Origin of the sequence: Rufibacter ruber, assembly GCF_014138425.1 — a bacterium.
Taxonomy (GTDB): Bacteria; Bacteroidota; Bacteroidia; order Cytophagales; family Hymenobacteraceae; genus Nibribacter; species Nibribacter ruber_C.
Genome location: NZ_JACJIQ010000003.1, coordinates 108,828 through 132,070, shown reverse-complemented (window position 1 = coordinate 132,070; position 23,243 = coordinate 108,828). Strand labels below are relative to the sequence as shown.

Genomic DNA, 23,243 nt, shown 5'->3' with positions numbered 1-23,243 from the left:
GTGCCTGAAAACCTGTTTCAAAGCGATTCAGATTCAGCCAGGATTGAAATCAACTGGGCTGCCCCAGCGGCAGGCCATATCTTTCACAGCAACTTTGGGCCGGGCCTCCGGCAGAAGGCGAACCTGACCAAAGACATGCTGTATTCTACATTTTTTATAGGTGGCGATTTCAGGAGGTACAGTTATAGCTGGAAAAACCAGACCATTTACTTGGTCACCCGGGGTAACTGGTCCTCATTCACAGACCAGCAGGTGTTGGACATTCTCAAAGCCACCATTCCGGCACAGATGGATTTTTGGAAAGACAGACTAGACGCGCCCTTTTCGGTAAGCCTGCTCCCCACGTTTGAGGAGTGGACAGACTCCTCCAAGTCTTACTCTCTGGGCGGGAGCGGCTTGCTGAATTCCTTTATCTCCTTCTCCTCTAACAACCCAGGCACAGAGCTCAAGATGTTGCGCTGGCTCTATAACCATGAACTGCTTCATCGCTGGATTGGCCAAACCCTGGTTAATGAGGAAGAGGAAAAACAGTATTGGTTCAGTGAAGGATTTACTGACTATTACGCCTATAAACTCATGCTCAGGAATAACCAGATCAGCCTGGAGGATTTTCTAGACGTGATCAACAAAGAGGTATTGGCACCTCATTATCAGTCACCGGTCAGAACCCTCCCCAACTCAGAACTCACGCAGCAAAAATTCTGGTCTGATAGGCAATACAATAAACTCCCCTACCGGCGAGGCCTGCTCTATGCCCTGCTCCTGGACAGCCAGATAAAAAAGAAATACCACGGTAAGAAAAGCCTTGATAATCTCATGAAAAACCTGATGGCCCAAGCCAAAAAAAGTGGTGACTTCAAATTCAACCATACTGTCTTTCAGGACCAGTTAGACACCTACTTAGGCTCAGCAGCCATTACTGAATTTGGAAGATACATTCTGCACGGGAATTTGATCAATTTTGAAGAATCTCTTCCTGCAGGCTTACTTCTGGAGACGCAAAAAGACATTCCGGCAATCATTATTTCACCATTGGCCAATAAAAAGAAACTGGCGGATTTACTGGGTAAATGAGAGTAGACATCTGGTTCTTGCCAGAACGCGCTTCCGCTGTTTCTGGCCTGTTTTTTAAAAAACAGGCCAGAAACAAAATACCGCTTTGCTTCCCTAAGAAAATCTGATCTTACAGCTTCTGCCAATTCATATCATCCTTACCTTCAGCAGTCGCAACATTTCTCTCCTAACACTGTTGAAACCGAACCCCATATACGTAGAAACACACATAGAAACCTCCCTGGAGCGACTATGGGAATTTACCCAGTCCCCAGAAATGCATCAGGAATGGGACTTGCGCTTCCATTCCATAGCATATTTACCCAAGCACTCTAAAGACGAACCACAGCGGTTTCTGTACCAAACGCAAATTGGATTTGGTTAAAAGTAATTGGCGAAGGCAAGAGCACCGGGACCCAAAGCAAAGTAACCGGAGAAAGCACGTCTGCCTTAAAATTTTGGTCAGACGAGAAAATTTCGCTTATCAAAACAGGTTCTGGGTACTGGAACTATATTCCTATCGCCAGCGGCGTGAAATTTATAACTTGGTTTGATTACCAAACCAGATATGGATTTGTAGGGAAAGTAGTAGATAAGATTTTATTCAGGCCGCTCATTGGCTGGGCCACCGCCTGGAGCTTTGATGCCCTCAAAAGATGGCTGGAGAAAGGACAGCCCCCGTTACCAACAGCCCTGCTGGCCCAAGCGGCCCGCGAATTACCCCAACCGGAAGCGCATGAACATGAATAGGTCCATCTTACAATGGTTTCAAAAGATCATCTCTTCAATAAACGGGTGACACTAGACAGGCAGTCTAATTCATAGGGTACTGATCTGCACAAGAGTGGTTTAATTGGGCATAGGGAAACCTGTAGCAGGTAAATAGGATACCCCCTCCCCTAAAACTCTCAGCTTGCCATTAAGGTATCCAGAAAGTAGCCCTCCTCCCTTAGCTGGGCCTTATACTTCCAGAGTTCCAGCTCTTCCATGACCAGATTGGCCAGGTATTTCAGGGTGAGCTGGTCTTCCAGGGAGAACGTTCTGGGTTCTCTGTCTACCAGACACACCGCGCCCAATTGAAAGCCGTCATGCGTTCTCAGGGGAGCCGCGGCGTAGAACCTGAGCCCGAACTCGCCGGCCACAAACGGGTTGGCCAGCAAAGAAGGCTGCTCCAGGGCATCTGGAAACACGGTTGGGTTTTCATTGAGAATGGCCAGGCCGCTCAAACTGCTGCCGCGGTCAACTTCAGTAATCCCGTCCAGCCCCACCTGCGCCTTTAACCAGACCCGCTCCCTGTCTACAAAAGAGATCATGGCCACCGGTACTTTGAACAGGTGGGCCGCCAAAGACACCACATGCCGCAGGGTGCCCTCTGTTTCTGCATCAACCGGGTTGGGGTGGTTGGTATCTAGAATGCGGTACTCGTGTAATTTGGTAAGCCGTTCCTGATCATTCTCAGGAATAATATTCATTCTTAAAGCTCGTCGCATCATCAAAAATTCAAACGCTCATATCAACTTCACAGCGGTATTTCGCCGGCTGCGCACTTCTTAGGTGTACGGGGAGAGGTAGATTCCGTTGGAAAAATCCTGCTGGTTTCTTTGCAGACTGCCATTGCCGCTGTATTTCTGTTTTTAGCCTGTTTTTCAGAAAACAGACCCAAAACGCCCTGTAGCCGTTTTCAGGCAGGCGCTCCATGGCTGCACCAGGGATCTTACCCGCAATAACCCTCTGAAAGTCAACACTAAACAACTTCAGGCCCCTTCCACCCTCCGCGGGGCGCGGTTTAAAGTACCATAACAGTTCTGGCTGGTCACGGCTTGTCTGGCCAAAGTTCTTCCGGTTTCGCCTTATCTTTGGGCAGCGGACAGGTGAGATGTATCTGCCCCTGAAAATTAGCACCTATGATCAACTACAACCCCAAAGACTGGTTCATCTTCATCTTCAGGTTCTCCAAGTCAGACACGTTCAGGCAACTGCTTCCGCTGTTGATTATGGTGGGCATTTACGCGGGTTTCATCTCTTTTCTGGAGAACCACTACCTGCAGCTGTCGCAGAATGACAACCTCAAGAATGTGGGGCTCATGCACAGCGTGCTGGGGTTTGTGCTATCGCTGTTGCTGGTGTTCAGAACCAATACCGCCTATGACCGCTGGTGGGAAGGCCGAAAGGTCTGGGGCAGCCTCACCAACGTTTCCAGAAATTTAGCGCTTAAGCTGCAGGCGTGCGTGAAGGACCAGGAGACGAGGAGTTATTTCCGGCAGATGATCCCCAACTTTGCCTTCGCCCTAAAAAACCACCTGCGTGAAAATGAGGATTACCAGGAGCTGGACCCGGTCTTAGATTTAAAACCAGAGAAGCACCTGCCCAACCAGATTGCCTGCGCCCTCTTTGACAAAGTTAATGCCCTGCACCAGCAAGGCGCCCTCACCACCGCCCAGCTGCTGGTGCTAGATGAAGAAATCAAGACCCTGACAGAAATTACCGGCGCCAGCGAACGGATCAAGAACACGCCCATTCCTTTTACCTACAGCGTGTTCATCAAGAAGTTCATCTTCTTTTATGTCATGACGCTGCCGTTTGGGTGGTCGTTCAGCATGGGGTATTATGTGATTCCGGTGGTCATGCTCATTCTGTACGCCATGGCCAGCCTGGAGCTGATTGCTGAGGAAATTGAGAACCCGTTCGGGACCGATGACAATGATCTGCCGCTAGACCAGATCTGCACCAACATCAGGAAACACGTGGCCGAACTGCTGGATTGATAGTGCCATTTTCACCGGGCGGGCCATTTCCTGTTTTTGGCCTGTTTTCAGAAAAACAGCTCCAAAACAGCCTTGCCAGATAGTTTGGCCAAAACAAAAAGAGCCAGCGGCGCATGCATTGCCCGCTGGCTCTTTTTTTAGGGTGGAAGCCGGTAGGGCTTCTGATTTTGTCTCTGGCACAGCGGCTGCCTAGGCCTCTGGAGAGATTCTGTTTTAGACCTGTTTTCTGAAAAACAGCCCTAAAACGTTATCACCGGCAGGGTATACGCTGATTAAAACGCTTTTACAACAGGAAAACCAGAAAACGGTAATCTGGTTCAGCAGTGAGAGGCTTAGCCTTGTTTCACCAGCTGAATCTCAGCGTGCAGGCGAATCTCATCACTCACCACCACGCTTCCGGCCTCGGTCACGGCACTCCAGGTCAGCCCAAACTCTTTGCGGCTGATCTTGCCCGTAACAGTGAAACCGGCTTTGGTCTGGCCATACGGGTCAACCACAATCCCCCCCAGCTCTACGTCAAGGGTTACCGGGTGGGTATTGCCTTTGATGGTGAGGTCCCCGTGCAGCTTGGCAGAATCGCCACTGGTTTTCTCATAGCGGTTGCCCACAAATCTGATTTCGCCGTGGTTGGCAGTATCAAAGAAATCAGGGGATTTCAGGTGGGTGTCGCGCTGCTCGTTGTTGGTGTTGATAGAGTTCACATCGGCGGTGAACACTACGCTGGCGGTGTTGTCAAAATCGTCCCCCTCGGTTTCAGCCTCTACACTGAACGTCTGGAAATAACCGGTAACGGTGGTGATCATTAAGTGCTTCACCTTGAACTGCACTTCACTGTGGGTGGGGTCCAGAGACCATTTGGTAGTTGCCATAGTTGTATTGTTAGTTGATGGTTTGCGGCCCGAGCTAAGGTATACGATCCCCACTGCTTCGGGTTAATTTACCGTTAAAACATTTAATGTACATACATAGATAAAGAATTCAGCTTTCCGCTCCAAACAAATTCTCTGTTTCTGGCCTGTTTTTTTGAAATCAGGCCCAAACCGGCCATCTGCCCCTGCTGTCAATGCTTTCTGGTTTACAGCAGTTTATCTACCCTGCAATGGGAGCTACCGCCCTAAAGGGCTTTGTTTTCTGAAACCAGCAGCCAACCCTCCTACTCTTTCCCCTCCCCGGGTTCGGCCATGGCCGATGTGTATTTATGGATGTCTGCCGCCACTTTTCTGATGAACTCTAACTGCTCTGCCAGCAGCCTGTCATCTGCAGAAAGGGTTGCCGGCGGGTCAGCAGAAGGCTCCCCGGAGCTGTGGGCGGCTTCATGAAGCTGGAACGCGGGGTCTAAGTGCCTGATAGCCTCTGTGAGCAAATGCAGCGACCGGCGCACATTCTTCTGGATGGCCTCTGGGTACAGGCAGGGCTGGGCGTTGATCTTGCCGGAAATGACCGTGGCAATGTAAGACGACAGCACATGGTTGAGCACCACCAGCTGGTAGATCTCCCGGCTGTGCAGCTGCTTGCTCTTTGGCTCTGCGGCCATGCGCTGAAACGCCGCCGACAGGTCTGCCGACTTCACGTTGACTTCCTTGCGGGCCAGCTTGTATTGCACATTTGACACGGCGTTTCCTGCCAGCAGCCCCGCCAGCACCTGCAGATAGTTCAGGTTGGCCTTTAACGCGTTTTGCAGGAACGTCCCCACCTGTTTTGACTCCCAGTTGGGCAGAATCAGGTAGGTGGCGGCAAAAGCAATGGCGCAGCCCGCCACGGTGTCTACCAGGCGCTCCTCCACAATGGCCAGTCCGCCGCCGCCCAGAAAGCTGAACAGGATGAGCATGAACGGCGTCATGAGGGTAACGCTGAGCACGTAGTTCATGCGCTGCACCGTGTAAAAACCGGTCATGAACAGGACCATGAACACAAACTGGATGGTCTCATTTTTAAACAGGTACAGAATGAGCAACCCAATGGCGCCCCCCAGCACGGTGCCAATGATACGCTGCACGTTTCGCTGCTTGGTCAAACTGAAGGCAGGTTTCAGGATGAAGACCACCGTGAGCAACACCCAGTAGCTGTGCTCCCCGTACGGGAACAGCCGGGTAAGGGCAAAGGCGACCACGGCCACCAGCGCCATGCGCAGCGAGAACCGAAACACAGAAGAAGACAGGCCCATGTTGCTCCACAGCAGCCGGGGCGAAAAATTCTGGCGGGTCACAAACAGCGAAAACTGGAGCTCCCGGTTCTGGTACGCCTCTTGCGCCGCCTCCGTGTTGAAATAAGACCTGATATCTGTGAGCCGCTGCACAATGCCTCTAATGTTCACCAGTATCTTCTTGAGCACCAGCGTGTGGGCGGTAGGCTCCTGCACATCTATTGCCTCTATCTTCTGCTTCAGGCTTTCCAGCTGCGGCAGTACGTTCAGCGGCGTGCCCGGCTGGTAGTTGGCTTGCAGCGCCAGCCCAATGCGGTCCAGCTCATCTGCCAGGCGCTCAATGATCTCAGAAATGTCTCTCAGAACACCCGTGCCCGCAAACTTCTCATTAATGGACGCATAGTCATAGTGAATAGAAGTGATCTGCTCATACAGATCCACCAGGTCTACAAAGATCATCACCAGCGTTCTACCCGTGTCTGTTGACTCCTGCACCATCTGCCTACTTTTGAAAAGCACCTCGCGCGCGGCAACCTGCTTCTCACTCACCAGCACCTGCTGCGCCACCAACCTGCGGTACTCCGGCTCCATGTCTGTTGGCGACCGGTAAAAAGAGGCTTTGATGCGCAGGTACTTGGCCACCTCGCGCACGCTTTCGCCCAGCGCCTGCTGGGCCGGCCGGTAAGGCATCATCTGGTGAGACAGCAGGCTCAACAGCAAATACCAGACACCGCCGGTTAGCACCAGACCCGCGTACTGGAACACCTGCACGTTGGTGAGGGGCCGGTGCATGCTCAAAATCATAACCAGCAGGGCACCCAGCCCAATAAGAGACGCCCGCATGCCGTACACCAGCAGCATGGAGAACAGAAAGCAGAACACCCCAATCTCCAGCCCCATGGTGACCACGTGCCGCTGCGCAAACCCGGTCACCATTGCCACCACCGTACACAGCAGAATGGCCACCAGCATGCCATTGCGCTTGTGCACCACCGGCCCCGGCGAATCAGCCAGGCTGGCCCCCACCGCCCCCAGGGAGACGGTGATCCCAGTCAACAGCTGCCCCATGTAAGAGAACAGCAGCGCCGGCAGCAGCACCCCAATGGTCACCCTAATGCCATCGGCAAAATTCTGACCGTAAAAGAAAGACTGTAGTTCCCGGACTTTGTTCATTTTTTAAGGAGTGAAGGAGTGAATGGGTGAAGGAGTGATTTTTTAATTTGCCAATTGGGTAATGTGCTCTGGAAGGTATGCATTAGGCTTAACAAGATTGAAAACAGGGCAAACAACTTTGGCATATCTTCTCTTTTCTGTCATTCTAAAAGAACCCTGGCAGCGAACGGTAACACCCATACTCCAAAAAAACTGAGTTCGTCCGCAGGTTGCTTTCAGAAGAACAATCAGATTAAAATGTTTTTATTTATCCGGCTACGCCGATGCTTTGAAAATGCGTTTATGGCCTGTTTTCCGGAAATTAGCACGAAAACGTCTTTTCAATCATGTCCTCTTAACGGAAAAACAGCATGCAGAGATTGACTCAAGAACACAGTTCAATCCCTGCTCCTGTTTTCGGTTTGTTTTCCAGAAAGTAAGCCAAAAACAGCAAGTACCGTACAACCTTCTTTATTCTTCCAGCATTCACTCATTCACGCATTGTTTACCTTTGCCGCATGCGGAACACATCTGAATATGATATAGTGGTGATTGGCGCGGGGCCCATAGGGCTTTCGTGCGGCATTGAGGCGCAGAAAGCAGGGCTCTCTTACGTGATCCTTGATAAAGGTGCCCTGGTGAACTCGCTGTACAATTATCCGGTGACCATGACTTTTTTCTCTACCTCAGAGAGACTGGAGATTGGCGGCGTGCCCTTCATCTCAGACAACCCCAAGCCCCGCCGCAACGAGGCGCTGGAGTACTACCGCCGCGTCACGGGCAAGTTCACCCTGAACGTGCGGCTCTTTGAGGAGGTGATGAGCGTACAGCAAGAGGCAGACAGGTTTCTGGTGGAAACAGCCAAAGGCACCTACCGCGCCCGCAAGGTCATTGTCTCCACCGGTTTTTATGATTTACCCGCGCTCATGAACATCCCCGGCGAAGACCTGCCCCACGTGACCCACTACTACAAAGACCCGCATTACTACGCGCTGCAGAAAGTGGTGGTGGTGGGCGCCAGCAACTCCAGCGTAGACGCCGCCCTGGAAACCTACCGCAAAGGCGCCGACGTCACCATGGTGGTGCGGGGGCCGCAGATTGGGAGGCGGGTAAAATACTGGGTGAAACCAGACATTGAAAACCGCATACAGGAGGGAAGCATCAAAGCGTACTTCAATTCCACCCTCACGGCCATTAGGCCGGGCGAGGTGGAAATAAACACCCCAGACGGCCCTGTGACCCTGGCCAATGATTTTGTGATGGCGCTCACCGGCTACAAACCTAATTTTGATTTACTCCGGCGGTTTGGCGTAGAACTGTCTCCAGATGACAAGCTGTACCCGCAACACAATCCTGAGACCATGGAAACGAACCAGCCCGGGTTGTACCTGGCGGGCGTAGTCTGCGGCGGCATGGACACACACCTGTGGTTCATTGAAAACTCCCGCGACCACGCCGCAAAAATCATCTCCCACATTCTGGCCCAGCGCCCTGCTCTTTAATTTTTCCTGTTTTCGGCCTGTTTTTCAAAAAGTAGCCCGAAAACAGAATTTTCATAACCCGGAGAAGCGCCCCAGTACTGCCTGAATGGGAAGTCAAAATAACACCAGGGCCACAATTTTCTTTTCTTTGTGGCCGTACCACCTCATGCAGTACGGTTTTATAGTTTAATCCTTTTGCTCTTGCCCGCTTATTACGCCATGAGAAAAAGACTCAGGAAACAGTATAGAATTGCCCGCGTCATCTTTTACAAAGAAACCCTCATTGACCACAGGGAACATTTCTGGACTTTCCTGGGCTCCTTTGCAGGCATTGGGTTGATTGGCCTGCTGAACAGCCAGTTTCTGCCTTCCAGCGACAACCTGTTTCTGATTGGCTCCTTTGGGGCGACCGCGGTACTCCTGTTCGGGTTGATCAACAGCCCTCTGGCCCAGCCCCGCAATTTGATTGGCGGCCACGTTTTGAGTGCTTTGGTGGGCGTGTCTGTTTACCACCTGCTCCCGGAGGTGGCCTGGCTTTCTTCGGCACTCGCCGTGTCTTTGTCAATTGTGGTCATGCAGATTACCAAAACCATGCACCCGCCGGGTGGCGCTACGGCCTTGATTGCCAACATTGGCTCTGCCAAAGTACACGCCCTGGGCTATTTCTTTATCCTCTCGCCGGTGCTCTCCGGGGTGCTGATCTTACTTTTGGTGGCGCTGGTGGTGAATAATGCCACCGCCCACCGCAGGTATCCCGCCAACAGAAACTGGTACCAGTTCTGGAAAAGAAAATACCGCTAACCCCCTTCTTCACTACCGGGTAAACCCCACTTCCCTGCAAAAAACTAAGGATCACAAGTTTCTGTGGGATATTAGAAGGTTTCTCCAAAGAAACCAGATCTCACATTCTCTGTAAAATTCTTTTTTTCAAGCACTTAACTAACAAAAAAAACGCTTCCTGTCTATTTCCTGAAAAATTAAATTGTTTTCTCCACCGGTTACACCGTTTCTTTGCGCGACCGAATGAACGTTCAATAGACAATAACGGAGAAGAAGTTGGAGAAGATTGCAGAGAAGAAAAAGGCTATTCTGGAGAGTACGCTCAAACTTGTGAAAGAGAACGGCTTTCATGGAACCCCCATGAGCCAGGTAGCTAAAAAAGCGGGAGTGGCGGCTGGTACCATCTACCATTACTTTGACAGCAAAGATACGCTCATTATGGAGCTGTACCTCTATACCCAGTACCGGGTGTTAGACGCCATGCGCGAGAACAGCCGGGAAGACATGGACTATAAAACGCTCTTTTTCAGCAACTGGATGAGCCGCTGTCAATTTTACATAGAAAACCCTGACGCCCTTTGCTTTATGGAGCAATTTGTGAATTCACCGTATAACAACCGTTGCTCCCGGGAACAGAATGAGCGTTTCCAGAAAGAAGTACTCCAGTTTATTGAACGCGGCATTGAACAAAAATATCTCAAGCCTATGAATCAGCGCCTCATGTGCATCATGATGCACAGCACCGCCCTCACCGCTGCAAAAATCCAGTTGGCCGGCCAAGTCTCCCTGGGCGAAGAAGAGCTGCAGCAACTGGCTCAAATGGTCTGGGACGGCATCAAACTTAATTAATTCCCCCTTAACTACCTGTAATACATTCCCACATGAAGAGAGTAACGCTTCTGGTGTCTGCGCTGCTAGGGTACCTGCTGGTCCCGCTAGGCGCAATGGCACAAGACACAAGCACCCAAAGTCCGCCGGTTAATGGCACCCTCACCCTCCAGCAGTGCGTAGAGTATGCTCTAAAAAACCAGGCCCAGGTACGGCAATCTCAGCTAGACGAGGAGATTGGCGAGCGGCAGATAAAAGCGCAGCTGTCTGGCTGGCTCCCGCAGATCACCGCCCAGTTTGCTGCGGCGCACAATATTCAGCGGCAGCAAATGGTTTTTGAGGGAGTGGCCCGCCCCATTGGCACCAACTACACCTCTAACGTGCTGCTCCAGGCCAACCAGACCCTGTACAGCAATGACTTGCTCCTGGCGTCACGTGCCGCCAATTTTACCAGAACCGCCCTGGACCAGAACACCAAAGCCACTAAGATTAACACCGTGGTGGATGTCAGCAAGGCGTTCTTCAATGTACTGCTAACGCAGGAGCAGCTCCGCATTCTGGATGAGAACATCATCAGGCTGGAAAAGCAGTTCAGGGATGCCCGCGCCCAGTATGAGCAAGGTCTGGTAGATAAAACCGATTACCAGCGGGCCAGCATCACCCTGGCCAGCACCCGTGCCGACCGCAAGCGCGCCCAGGAGAACATTAAAGCCCGCACCGCGGTGTTGCAGGAGTTGATGGGTGTACCGGTAGGGTCTGACCTTCAGCTGGCGTATGACTACAACCAGATGCAGCAGAACATTCAGGTAGACACCACCCAGCAAGTGTCATTTGCCAACCGGGTGGAATTTCAGCAGCTGCAGACCCAGCGCCAGATTCAGGTGCTGAACACCCGCTACTACCGCTGGGGGTTTCTGCCAAACGCCTCCCTCTACGGCAACTACAACCCGCTGTTCTTCAGTGACAACTTCTCTGATCTGTACAGCAAGGCATACCCTACCTCACAGGTGGGGCTGCAGGTAGCCATCCCTATCTTTCAGGGGGGGCAACGGCTGCAGAACATGCGCATCTCTGAACTGCGGGAGACACGGCTGGACCTAGACATACAAAACCTGCAGCGCCGCATTAACACTGAGTATCAAACGTCTCTGGCGAACTACAAGAGTGACTACAATGACTGGATCACGCTCCAGAGCAACCTGCAGCTGGCTGAAGAGGTCTACAACGTGATCAAGCTCCAGTACAATGAAGGCATCAAAACTTACCTGGACTTGATTGTAGCAGAAACGGACCTCAGAACGGCGCAGCTTAATTATTACAACGCACTGTACAGTGTGCTTTCCAGCAAGCTGGATGTGCAACGGGCCCTGGGTACCATTGCCGTAGATTAATGAACAGAATAGAACTGAAAATCACTTCCCTATAATGAAAAGAACTTATTCCCCATTAGCGGCGGCTGCTTTGTGTGCGGCGTTGCTGGTTTCCTGCGGCAAAAAGGACGCTGCCCCCCAAGGCCCTATGATGGGCGGTCCGGTACCCGTAAACACCTATATCGTTACCCAGGAGCACGTAGTAGGCACTGACAGCTATCCCGGCACCGTGGTTCCCTTGAATGAAGTGGAGTTGCGTCCGCAGGTGAGCGGCTACATCAGCCAGATATTTGTAAAAGACGGTCAGCGCGTGACCAAGGGTCAGAAGCTGTATGAAATTGACCGTACCAAATACCAGGCGGCGTACAACCAGGCACAGGCCAACGTACGCAGCGCCCAGGCCAACCTGAACCGGGTACAAAAAGACCTGGAGCGCTATGAGAACCTGGCCAAGCAAGACGCCATTGCCCGCCAGCGGGTAGATTACGCCCGCGCTGATGTTGAAACCGCCCGCTCTCAGGTAGCTGTTGCCCGCGCCCAGGTAGCCAGCGCCGCTACAGATTTAGGCTACTCCATTATTACAGCGCCTTTCTCCGGCACCATTGGCATTTCTCAGGTTAGGGTGGGGTCACAGGTGAGCCCGGGCCAGACCTTGCTGAACACCATTTCGTCTGAAGGCCCCACGGGGGTTGATTTTGTGATCAATGAGCAGGAATTGCCTCGCTTTAACCGGTTGCAGCAGGGCAAGCAGCCAGATTCGCTGTTCACGCTCACCCTGGCAGACGGTAGCCAATATGCTCATACCGGTAAATTAAGCGCCATTGACCGGGCGGTGGGTCTGCAAACCGGTACCATCACCGTGCGGGTGAGTTTCCCTAACCCCAACCGGCAGCTGGTAGCCGGCATGACGGTAACCGTCAACGTGCTGAACCAGGATATAGGCCAGCAAATCACCCTTCCTTTCAAAGCGGTGACTGAGCAGTTAGGCGAATACTTTGTGTACCGGGTGCAGGGAGATTCTGTGGTCCAGCAGAACATTCAGCTGGGTACCCGCTTCCAGGACAAGATTGTGGCCCGTGAAGGCTTAGAAGCCGGACAGACCATTGTGGTGGAAGGCATTCAGAAACTCCGCCAGGGGGCCAAGATCCAAGTGGGAGCCCCTGCGGCACCTGGTGCTGGGGCTCCGGCCGGGGCCAGATAATCAACAATCGTTTACAGTAGCTTTTTCAGAAGAGACATGATATCTGATGTATTTATAAGACGGCCCGTCACCTCCATTGTCATTTCCATAGTGATAGTGTTGGTGGGAACGCTGGCCATGATGAACTTGCCCGTCACGCAGTACCCAGACATTTCGCCGCCTACGGTATCTGTATCAGCGAACTATACGGGGGCAGATGCCCAGACGGTAGAGCAGACGGTGGCTACCCCCATTGAGACCCAGATCAACGGTACGCCGGGCATGGCCTACCTCACCTCTACCAACACCAGTACCGGCCAAATGAACATGACCGTGACTTTTGAGGTGGGTACTGACATTAACATTGCCACCCTGGACGTGCAGAACCGCGCCAGCGTGGCTGAACCCAGCCTGCCTGAAGAGGTGCGCCGTTTAGGGGTGACCGTGCGTAAGCGGAACCCGAGTATCCTGATGGTGGTGGGTATTTATTCGCCCAAGAAAAGCCATGACATCCAGTACCTGGACAACTACACCAACATCTACGTGAAAGACGCCTTGCTGCGCGTAAAAGGCGTGGGTGACGTGACCGCCATTGGGCAGGATTTCAGTATGCGTCTGTGGCTGCAGCCAGACAAAATGGCCCAGTACAACCTGAGCCCAAACCAGGTGGTGGCCTCCATTCAGGAGCAGAACATGCAGGTGGCCGCCGGTACAGTAGGTGCCCGCCCGCAGTACAGCACCCAGGCGTTCCAGTACCCCATCACGGTAAGCGGACGTTTGGCTACCCAGGAGGAGTTTGAGAACATCATCATCCGTACCAATCCGGAAGACGGCTCTTTGGTGTACCTGAGAGACGTGGCCCGCGTGGAGTTTGGGCAGTTTGACTACGGCCGCCAATCTACCATTAACGGGAACCCGGCCGCCATGATGCTGATTTACCAGGCCCCGGGCTCTAACGCCGTTGAAACCGCAGAAGGAATCTACGCCACCCTGGCGGAGATGAAGAAAACTTTCCCGGCAGATGTGGACTACATTGTATCGTTTGAGTCAGTAACGGTGGTAGAGGTGTCTATCAATGAGGTGGTACATACCTTGTTAGAGGCGCTGGTGCTGGTAATTATTGTGGTGTTCCTGTTCCTGCAGAGCTGGCGTGCCACGCTGGTGCCTATCCTGGCTATTCCGGTATCTATCATTGGTACGTTCATCTTCTTCATTCCGCTGGGCTTTACCATTAACACCCTTACCTTGTTTGGGTTTGTGTTGGCCATTGGTATTGTGGTAGATGACGCCATTGTGGTGGTAGAGGCCGTGCAGCACTATATTGACCATGAGCGGCTTTCGCCAAGGGAGGCTACGCGCCGGGCCATGAAAGACATTACGGCACCGGTAATTGCCATTGCCTTGATTCTGGCGGCGGTGTTCATTCCGGTAGGTTTTATTCCGGGAATTGTGGGCCGTCTGTACCAGCAGTTCGCTATCACTATTGCCATCTCGGTCCTGATTTCGGCCTTTGTGGCCTTGACTTTGACCCCGGCACTTTGCTCGCTCATGCTGCGCCCTATGAACGTGAACCGTGAATCACGGGGCTTGAACAAGTTCTTCTACAAGTTCAACAACTGGTTCGCCCGTACCACTGAGTCTTATTCGGTGGGGGTGCGCAAGAGCATCAAGGCGGCCCCGCTGGCGTTGATTCTGCTGGTGTGCTTGTATGTGGGTACGGTGGGCTTGTTCGCCAAGAAGCCAACCGGCTTCATCCCTACCGAAGATGAGGGACGTCTCTTTATCTCGGTAGAGTTGCCAGAAGGCTCCTCGGCTAACAGAACGCAAGCGATTCTGGAGCAGATGGCAGGCATCATTGGCGAAGTGAAAGCCATTAAAAACGCTACTTCCATCTCGGGTCTGAACGCCATTAACTTCTCGTTCAAGTCTAACAGCGGTACGTTCTTCATTCAGATGCACCCGTGGGACCAGCGCCAGGAGGAATCTATGCGCCTGCAGGGTGTGATTGGTGAGCTTAACCAGCGTTTCTCAGCGATCAAGGAAGCGAACATTATTGTGGTGGCGCCGCCGGCTATTCCGGGTCTGGGCCAGTCAGGAGGTTTCAGTTTCATGCTGGAGCAGCGCACCGCGGGTGACATCAAGGAGATGGAGCGCGTGATGGGCCAGTTCCTGGGCGCGGCCAACCAACGGCCTGAAATTGCCATGGCCTACAGCTTCTTCAACACCCGCACCCCCGGTTACCACGTTGAGGTGGACCGCGAGAAGGTGAAAAAGCTGGGTCTGAACCTCACTGATGTCTTTGCCACCATGTCCTCGTACATGGGAAGCCGGTACATCAATGACTTCACCCGTTACGGCCGTAACTACCGCGTGGTAGCGCAGGCAGACACCGCGTACCGCATGGACATCAAAGACCTGGGCCAATACTACGTTTTGAACCGCACCGGAGAATCAGTGCCGCTGAGTGCGGTGGTGTCTAGTAAGGTGGTAGAGAACCCGGCGGTGATTTCGCACTACAACCTGTTTAGGTCGGTTGAGATTTCAGGCAGCGCCGCGCCGGGCTACAGTAGCGGGCAGGCCCTGCAGGCGTTAGAGGAAGTGGCCCAGCAGGTGTTGCCAGCAGGCTACGGGTATGACTTCTCCGGCCTCAGCCGCGAGGAGCTAGCCGCCGGAAACAGCACCATCTACATCTTCGCCCTTTCCATTGTGCTGGTGTTACTGTTGCTGGCCGCCCTGTATGAAAGCTGGTCAGTGCCGTTCTCCATCCTGTTTGCCATTCCGTTGGGTATGTTTGGGGCCATTCTGGCGTTGACTTTCCTGCCTAAACTGGACAACAACGTGTATGCCCAGATTGGTATGATCACCCTGATTGGTCTGGCGGCCAAGAATGCCATCCTGATTGTGGAGTTTGCCAAGGAACGTGTAGACCGCGGCATGGAACTGATAGAAGCCACCATTGAAGCCGTAAAACTCCGCCTCCGGCCCATTATCATGACCTCGTTGGCCTTTATCCTGGGCGTGGTGCCGCTGGTGCTGGCCTCCGGGGCGGGCGCCGTGTCACGGCAGACCATTGGTTGGGTAGTGATTGGCGGTATGTTAGCGGCTACGTTTCTGGCTATCTTCATTGTGCCGGTGCTTTACGTGGTGATTACGCGCCTGGCCTACGGCAAGAAAGGCCTGGCCGAACTGCGGGAGCGTCACAAAGGCATTGACTTTGACCATAATTAACCCCATTCCTGTTTTGGGGCTGTTTTTCAGAAAACAGCCCCAAAACAGGAACCACCCGCTCTATGTATAGTAGTGCGTGTTTTACTAAAGCCTTGGCTCTGGGAGCCAGGGCTTTTTCTTACCAACCCGTTTATCAGCCCGCCTGTGTTTTTGAGCTACTTTTGTAAAAACAGGCCGAAAACAGAAACCGAGAGAGCCCTGCTTCTGTGATCAGCAACTTCATTGGCAGCCTGCCCCACACTGCGTTGACTTTCCTTATCAATGAACCTTATGAATGCTACACCAACCTTAAAAAAGCGCCCGCTGCTCACCGGCATTGCCCTTTACCAACTCATTGGGGGTTTTATTGGACTGGGCCTGTTCCTGAAGTTGCTACCGCAGCTGCAGAATCCTTCTTCTTCTACCTGGGTGGGAATAGCGGTGGCGGCAATCCTCTATTTCTTCTCTATTGTCTGTGGCTTTCTGCTCCTAAAAGGAACCCGGCTGGCGTTTAACCTGTCCCTGGCCAATCAGATACTGCAGATCTTCAGCTTCGGGATAGCGGGGGTGGCGTACAATTATGTGGCGGGGGTAAAGATTGGGGTGGGCATTGACTTTCTGGAAAGCTGGCTTTTCAAGTTCCGGTTTTCACTGTCTTCCTTCAGCTTCAGTTTTAATGCGGGCACAGGCCTTTCCTTTGTCTCGGTAAACCTGTTGGCACTGGTGATCCTGTACCTGCTGGAGCGCTTGCAAGACCAGAGGCCACAGTAGCCGTTGCTTAAATACAGCCTTTTTTTACCTTCCCCTGTTTTGGGGCTGTTTTTCATAAAACAGCCCCAAAACAGGGGATTTTATTTAAGTGGCTTCGCTTTTATACCCAAACTGTTCTGTAACAATTGCTGTCTCTGCCCTTCAGCAGAATATGATACAGGAATCCCGTAGAAGCAATTTATCTGACTTAGTGCACAGAAAGTCAGCTTTTTAAAACCTAAATGTTGAATTTTTGGCTGGTTCTGCTGAAAAAAGGCTCCTTTTTCTCCAGACCGTTAAAAAATGGCCTCTGGGGAGCTAAGATTTTTTCGCCCTGCTTTTTCACAAATTCAAAATTTAAGCATTCAAAAAGATCAATATTTTATTAATGTAACAGCACAACCCTTCTGACTATAATATATTATCAACCTAACAAGCGTTTTGGTATCATTATTAAAAATTTAAACTTGTTTCTTTAGGAATTTATTTTCAAATTACTCTTTCACCCGACTACAAACAAGACAAGAAAGAGTAAATGAATCAGGCTGATGAGTTGAAAAAAGGGCTGTATACGCCCGAATTAGAGCACGACGCATGCGGGGTTGGATGTGTGGTAAACCTGGATGGGCAGAAGTCTCACGCCACCGTGAAAGATGCGCTCACCATGCTCAAAAACATGGAGCACCGCGGTGCCACCGGCAGCGACCCTGAGACGGGAGACGGCGCCGGAATTCTGGTGCAGTTACCGCATGAGTTTTTCAGAAAGGAACTGGCGGAGTTTGCCATTACCCTTCCGGCTGAGGGCAGCTACGGTGTGGGCATGGTTTTCTTTCCGGCGGTGTATGAGGTACGCGAGAAATCAAGGAAGATCCTGAACAACTGCCTCCGCAAGCTTGGCCTGAGTTTGCTGGGGTATCGTCTGGTGCCGGTAAACGGCCAGGTGCCCGGCCACGGGGCCAAAGCCGTGGAGCCGTATATTGAGCAGGTGTTTGTGCAGCCGGTAGACCCTACCATCAAAGGCGAAGACCTGGAGCGCAAATTGTTTGTGCTGCGCAACCTCATCAGCAATGAAACCAAGAAAAACGTGCGCGGTGAAAACGGCCTGTTTTACATTGCCTCTTTCTCCAGCCGCACCATTATCTATAAAGGCCAGCTCAAGACTGATCAGTTAGAGAAATATTACCACGACCTGCGCCACCCGGAGTTTAAATCGGCGATAGCGGTGGTGCACTCACGCTTCTCTACCAACACCTTCCCTAACTGGCGACTGGCCCAGCCGTTCCGGTTTATTGCCCACAACGGCGAGATCAACACCATACGCGGGAACGTGAACAAGATGAAGTCAAAGGAAGCGCTTATGTCTTCCCCCCTCTTCACCCAGGAGGAGATGCAGTGGCTCATCCCTATCACCAACCCCGAAGACTCTGACTCGGCCAATCTAGACGCCTTGGTAGAACTGCTGACCTTGTCTGGAAGGCCGTTGCCGCATGTGATGATGATGCTGGTGCCAGAGGCCTGGCAGAACAATTCCCACATGGACACCTATAAAAAGGCGTTCTATAAATTTCATGCGTCGTTGATGGAGCCCTGGGATGGCCCCGCCGCTCTTTTCTTCACAGACGGCACCCAGATTGGCGCCACCCTTGACCGTAACGGCCTGCGCCCAGTGCGCTACTGCCTCACCAAGCAAGGCCGCCTGATTATGGCCTCAGAGGCGGGTGCGCTGAGTGTTGACCCCAAAGATGTAGTCAAACGCGGCCGTCTGCAACCGGGCAAGATGCTGTTGGCAGACATTTCTGAAGGGCGTATCTATGAGGACGAGGAAATCAAAGCCAAAGTCTGTAATGACAAACCCTACTTTGACTGGATTCAGAAGAACCGGGTCAAACTGCGTCTTCGGCCAGAGCCCAAGGTGTTGTTGGAGCCCTGTTCCCCAGAAGAACTGCGCCAGCGCCAGAAAGCCTATGGCTACACCCGGGAAGACCTCAAAATGATTGTGGAGCCCATGGCCGCCACCGGGTATGAACCGGTAGGCAGTATGGGATCAGACACACCGCTGGCGGTTCTCTCGCAGCAGAGCCAGCACGTTTCCAGCTATTTCAAGCAGTTCTTCGCGCAGGTGAGCAACCCGCCTATTGACTCTATACGGGAGCGGTTGGTCATGTCTCTGTTCACCCGCGTGGGCGAGTCTCTGAACATCTTAGATGAAAGCGAGGCGCACACCCACCAGATCCATATCTCCCAGCCCGTGCTGGACCCGGTAGAGTTCCAAAAGCTGGTGTTCCTGAAAGAGGAAGGCTTTGAGCACCAGACCATAGACGCCACCTTTTCTACAAGAGAAACCGGCAACCTGCAGCGGGATATTGACCGCATCTGTGCTGAGGCTGAGGCCGCCGTACGGGCGGGCAAGAAAATCCTGATCATCTCCAACCGCAATGTGCAGGAGCAGCGCGCGGCTATCCCTTCACTATTGGCCGTGGGTGCCGTACACCACCACCTCATTGAGAAGCGCATCAGAACCAAGGCGGGTCTGGTGGTAGAGGCCGGTGACGCCTGGGAAACCCACCACTTTGCCACCATCATTGGCTACGGGGCCAGCGCGGTGTATCCGTTTTTGGTGTATGACACCATCAAGAGCCTGCATGACCAGCAGAAGCTGGACAACACGCAGCCGTACACCCACTACTTCCAGAACTTTATCTACGCGGTAGACAACGGCTTGCTGAAAATCCTTTCTAAAATGGGAATCAGTACGCTGCAGTCTTACCAAAGCTCTCAGATTTTTGAGATTCTGGGGTTAGGTCAGGAGGTGATTGAGAAATGCTTCAAAGGCACCACCAACCGCTTAGAAGGCTTGAACTTTGAGGACCTGGAGCGTGAGGCTCTGACCAAACACCAAAGCGCGTACCCAGACCTGGAGAACCTGCTGGAATCTGGCGGTTATTACCAGTGGCGCCGTGACGGCGAAGAGCATTTGCTTACGCCCAAGGTGATTCACCTCCTGCAGAAGTCTACCCGTCTCAATGATTACCTCTTATATAAGGAGTATTCCAAGTCCATACGGGAGCACCAGCAGCAGACCACCATCACTCTGCGTAACCTGTTTGAGTTCCGTAAACGGCAGTCAGTGCCGCTGGAGGAGGTGGAACCGGTTTCGGCCATCTTGAAGCGGTTTGCTACGGGTGCCATGTCGTTCGGGTCCATCTCGTATGAGGCACACAGCACGCTGGCCATTGCCATGAACCGCATTGGAGGCAAGAGCAACAGCGGCGAGGGCGGCGAAGACGAGGCCCGTTACATCAGAAAAGCCAACGGTGACTCTGAGATTTCACGGGTGAAACAGGTGGCCTCCGGCCGATTTGGCGTCACCAGCCATTATTTGGCCAATGCCGATGAAATACAGATCAAAATCGCCCAAGGGGCGAAACCTGGTGAGGGCGGACAGTTGCCCGGCCACAAGGTAGACCACTGGATTGCCCGTGTGCGCTGCTCTACACCCGGCGTAGGCTTGATTTCGCCGCCGCCGCACCATGACATCTACTCCATTGAAGACCTCAAGCAGCTGATCTTTGATCTGAAGAATGCCAACCCAAAGGCGCGCATCAACGTGAAGCTGGTGGCGGAGGCTGGGGTGGGAACCATCGCCTCGGGCGTAGCCAAAGCCAAGGCAGATGCCATCATGATCTCAGGTGCAGACGGCGGAACGGGCGCCAGTCCGTTGAGCTCCATCCGGCACACCGGGTTGCCCTGGGAGATTGGCTTGGCGGAGGCGCACCAGACCTTGCTTAAAAACAACCTCCGTAGCCGCGTGGTCTTGCAAACCGATGGTAAGATTCTCACCGGCTATGATCTGGCGGTTGCCACGCTTTTAGGCGCCGAGGAATACGGCGTAGCCACGGCGGCCCTGATTGTGGAAGGCTGTATTATGATGCGCAAATGCCATCTGAATACCTGCCCCGTAGGCATTGCCACCCAAAACCCCGAGCTGCGCAACCTCTTTACCGGAGACCCAGACCACGTGGTGAACCTGTTTACCTTCCTGGCCATGGAGCTGCGCCAGATCATGGCCTCTCTGGGCTTCAGAACCATTAATGAGATGGTGGGTCAGTCACAGGTGCTGAAAATCAGAACCGATCTGAACCACTGGAAACTCAAAAATCTGGACCTGTCGCCTATTCTGCACCAGGAGTACATCCCCAGAAATGTGGGTACCTACAAGCAGATTGAGCAGGACCACGAGATTGCCAAGGTACTGGACAAGAAATTGATCAGGGACCTCAAGAAGGGCAACACTGAGACAGAGTACCGCATCATCAACGTGGACCGCTCGGTGGGCACCATGCTGTCGTATGAGATCTCCAGAAACTTCGGGAAACATGGCTTGCCTGAAGATTCTTTCAAAACCACGTTCTATGGTTCTGCCGGGCAGAGCTTTGGGGCGTTCCTGGCTCCGGGTGTCACGTTCAGATTATTCGGCGAAGCCAATGACTACTTAGGCAAAGGACTTTCTGGCGGAAAACTGATCCTGCAGCCGTTCAAAGAAAGTGAGTACCTGGCGCACGAGCACATCATCACCGGCAACGTGGCCTTGTATGGCGCCACCTCAGGCAAAGTCTACATTAACGGCATGGCGGGAGAGCGCTTCTGCGTGCGCAACTCCGGCGCTGAGGCGGTGGTGGAAGGCATTGGCGACCATGGCTGTGAATACATGACCGGCGGCAAGGTGCTGGTGCTGGGTGAGATTGGGAAGAACTTTGCGGCCGGTATGAGCGGCGGACAAGCCTACCTCTACGCGCCTGAACCTAGCCACGTGGAGCAATGCAACCTGGACATGGTGGCACTGGAAGAACCAGACACTGATGATCTGCTCTGGATTGTGCAGAAACTGCAGGAGCATGTGTCCTACACCGGCAGTGTGCTGGCCAGAGAGTTCCTGGATAACTGGGAAACCCACCGCCACCACTTTGTGAAAGTAATGCCGCATGACCTCAAGAAGGCCCTGCAAGTAAAAGAAGCTGAAACCGAAAAAGCCTTGGTATAATGGGAAAGCCAGATGGATTCTTAAAATATAACCGTGAGGTGCCTGGCACCCGCGACCCGAAAGCACGCATCAACGACTCAAACGAGATTTACCTTCCGTTTCCGGAAGACAAGACCAAACAACAGGCTAGCCGCTGCATGGACTGCGGCATTCCGTTCTGCCACAACGGCTGCCCGCTGGGTAACCTGATTCCGGATTTTAATGATGCGGTGACAGAGGGGGATTGGGAACGGGCGGTACGCGTACTGTACAGCACCAACAACTTCCCGGAGTTTACCGGCCGGGTCTGCCCCGCGCCCTGCGAAAGCAGCTGCGTACTGTCTATCAACAAACCGGCCGTGGCCATTGAACACATAGAAAAGTCTATTGCAGAGAAGTCGTTTGAATTGGGCTTGGTGAAACCGCAGCCACCAGCCTACCGGACAGGTAAGAAAGTAGCCGTAGTGGGTTCCGGCCCCGCCGGACTGGCCGCCGCAGCCCAATTAAACAGAGCCGGCCATAAGGTAACCGTCTATGAGAAAGACGAGAAAGCGGGGGGCTTGCTGCGCTACGGCATTCCTGATTTCAAGCTGGAGAAATGGACCATTGACCGCCGTTTGGCTATTCTGGAAGAGGAAGGCATCAAGTTCAAGCTGAACCGCCGTATTGGCGAAGATACTACCTTAAAGAAACTGTACCGCAAGTATGACGCGGTGCTGCTGTGTATTGGCTCTTCTAAACCGCGCGCCATTGCCATTCCGGGTAACCATTTGAAAGGCATCCATTTCGCCATGGATTATTTGGGTCTGCACAACCGCCGGGTAGACGGCACGCCCATTGCCCCAGAAACAGACATTAACGCCTTTGGCAAGCACGTACTGGTGATTGGCGGCGGTGACACCGGTTCTGACTGCGTGGGTACCGCCAACCGTCAGTTCGCCAAATCTATTACACAGCTGCAGTACCGGTACATGCCCAGCACAGAGCGGCACCCTACCAATCCGTGGCCTGAGGTAGCTACTACCCTCTCTTCCTCCTCCTCGCATGAGGAAGGCTGCGAGCGTAGCTGGGGCTGGCTGAACAAAGAATTTATAGCGGATGAAAACGGGAACGTAAAAGGGCTGCGCGTGGTGGAACTGGAGTGGAAAAACCAGTCTGAGTACACTGAGAAACCTAACAGCGAGAAAATACTGCCGTGTGATCTGGCCTTGATCGCCATTGGCTACGAGCGCCCGGAGCATGATGCGTTTACCGCCAATTTCAGGTTTGACCTGGACCGCCGCGGTAACTTTAAGCTGAATGACTGGCAAACCAATGTGCCCGGTATCTTCTCGGCGGGTGACGCCTGCCGCGGTCAGTCACTGGTGGTTTGGGCTATCTCTGATGGCCGCGAAGCCGCCCGTGCCATTGATGTCTATCTGATGGGGGATTCTGAACTTCCGTCTAAAGAACTGTCAAAGTACCAGCTGTTTTAGAAAAACTAGTGCCCAGAGACTGGCACTACAAGACTCTCC

15 protein-coding genes are annotated in these 23,243 nt (G+C 52.9%); 12 read left to right on the top strand and 3 right to left on the bottom strand.

From position 1 onward, the window contains the following. Entirely contained in the window at window positions 1–1,074 is a 1,074-nt protein-coding gene (locus FHS90_RS22720; protein ID WP_182512135.1) for a M61 family metallopeptidase, read from the top strand. A 510-nt stretch (window positions 1,075–1,584) separates the two neighbouring features. Further along, window positions 1,585–1,803, top strand: coding sequence for a hypothetical protein (locus FHS90_RS04820; RefSeq protein ID WP_182512133.1), 219 nt, complete (start codon window positions 1,585–1,587; stop codon window positions 1,801–1,803). 158 nt (window positions 1,804–1,961) lie between these two features. Here FHS90_RS04820 and FHS90_RS04815 read toward each other — a convergent pair whose 3' ends face one another. Beyond that, window positions 1,962–2,525, bottom strand: a complete 564-nt coding sequence (locus FHS90_RS04815; RefSeq protein ID WP_241499072.1) for a GAF domain-containing protein — start codon at window positions 2,523–2,525, stop codon at window positions 1,962–1,964. 432 nt (window positions 2,526–2,957) lie between these two features. Here FHS90_RS04815 and FHS90_RS04810 point away from each other — a divergent pair, with 432 nt between their 5' ends. After that, window positions 2,958–3,818 (top strand): bestrophin family protein, encoded by an 861-nt coding sequence (locus FHS90_RS04810; protein WP_066837536.1) that lies wholly within the window; start codon window positions 2,958–2,960, stop codon window positions 3,816–3,818. Between the two features lie 332 nt (window positions 3,819–4,150). On the opposite strand, the gene FHS90_RS04805 is transcribed toward FHS90_RS04810, so the two are convergent. Beyond that, complete coding sequence (locus FHS90_RS04805) at window positions 4,151–4,687, bottom strand: YceI family protein (protein WP_066837538.1); 537 nt, start codon at window positions 4,685–4,687, stop codon at window positions 4,151–4,153. A 284-nt stretch (window positions 4,688–4,971) separates the two neighbouring features. Next, entirely contained in the window at window positions 4,972–7,134 is a 2,163-nt protein-coding gene (locus FHS90_RS04800) for an FUSC family membrane protein (protein ID WP_182512131.1), read from the bottom strand. Window positions 7,135–7,631: 497 nt separating this feature from the next. Here FHS90_RS04800 and FHS90_RS04795 point away from each other — a divergent pair, with 497 nt between their 5' ends. The 9 genes from FHS90_RS04795 to FHS90_RS04755 all read left to right on the top strand — a co-directional run bounded on the left by FHS90_RS04795 (window position 7,632) and on the right by FHS90_RS04755 (window position 23,204). After that, window positions 7,632–8,615: a YpdA family putative bacillithiol disulfide reductase gene (locus FHS90_RS04795; RefSeq protein WP_182512129.1), complete on the top strand. Its 984-nt coding sequence runs from the start codon at window positions 7,632–7,634 to the stop codon at window positions 8,613–8,615. 198 nt (window positions 8,616–8,813) lie between these two features. After that, window positions 8,814–9,395, top strand: a complete 582-nt coding sequence (locus FHS90_RS04790) for an HPP family protein (protein WP_066837563.1) — start codon at window positions 8,814–8,816, stop codon at window positions 9,393–9,395. A 255-nt stretch (window positions 9,396–9,650) separates the two neighbouring features. Then, a complete protein-coding gene (locus FHS90_RS04785) occupies window positions 9,651–10,223 on the top strand; it encodes a TetR/AcrR family transcriptional regulator (RefSeq protein WP_066837545.1) in 573 nt (190 codons plus the stop codon). 32 nt (window positions 10,224–10,255) lie between these two features. Then, entirely contained in the window at window positions 10,256–11,593 is a 1,338-nt protein-coding gene (locus tag FHS90_RS04780; RefSeq protein WP_182512127.1) for a TolC family protein, read from the top strand. Window positions 11,594–11,627: 34 nt separating this feature from the next. Beyond that, window positions 11,628–12,773, top strand: a complete 1,146-nt coding sequence (locus FHS90_RS04775; protein ID WP_182512125.1) for an efflux RND transporter periplasmic adaptor subunit — start codon at window positions 11,628–11,630, stop codon at window positions 12,771–12,773. Window positions 12,774–12,809: 36 nt separating this feature from the next. Further along, on the top strand, window positions 12,810–15,980 hold the full coding sequence (locus tag FHS90_RS04770; RefSeq protein WP_182512123.1) for an efflux RND transporter permease subunit: 3,171 nt from the start codon (window positions 12,810–12,812) through the stop codon (window positions 15,978–15,980). A gap of 270 nt (window positions 15,981–16,250) precedes the next feature. Continuing rightward, window positions 16,251–16,730, top strand: a complete 480-nt coding sequence (locus FHS90_RS04765; RefSeq protein WP_153042813.1) for a hypothetical protein — start codon at window positions 16,251–16,253, stop codon at window positions 16,728–16,730. A gap of 514 nt (window positions 16,731–17,244) precedes the next feature. After that, window positions 17,245–21,750 (top strand): glutamate synthase large subunit, encoded by a 4,506-nt coding sequence (gene gltB / locus FHS90_RS04760; protein WP_377047796.1) that lies wholly within the window; start codon window positions 17,245–17,247, stop codon window positions 21,748–21,750. After that, the gene (locus FHS90_RS04755) at window positions 21,750–23,204 is read left to right on the top strand and encodes a glutamate synthase subunit beta (protein WP_066838834.1); all 1,455 of its coding nucleotides are present in this window, start codon (window positions 21,750–21,752) and stop codon (window positions 23,202–23,204) included. Before gltB ends, FHS90_RS04755 begins: the two co-directional genes overlap by 1 nt. The last annotated feature ends 39 nt before the right edge of the window (window positions 23,205–23,243 follow it).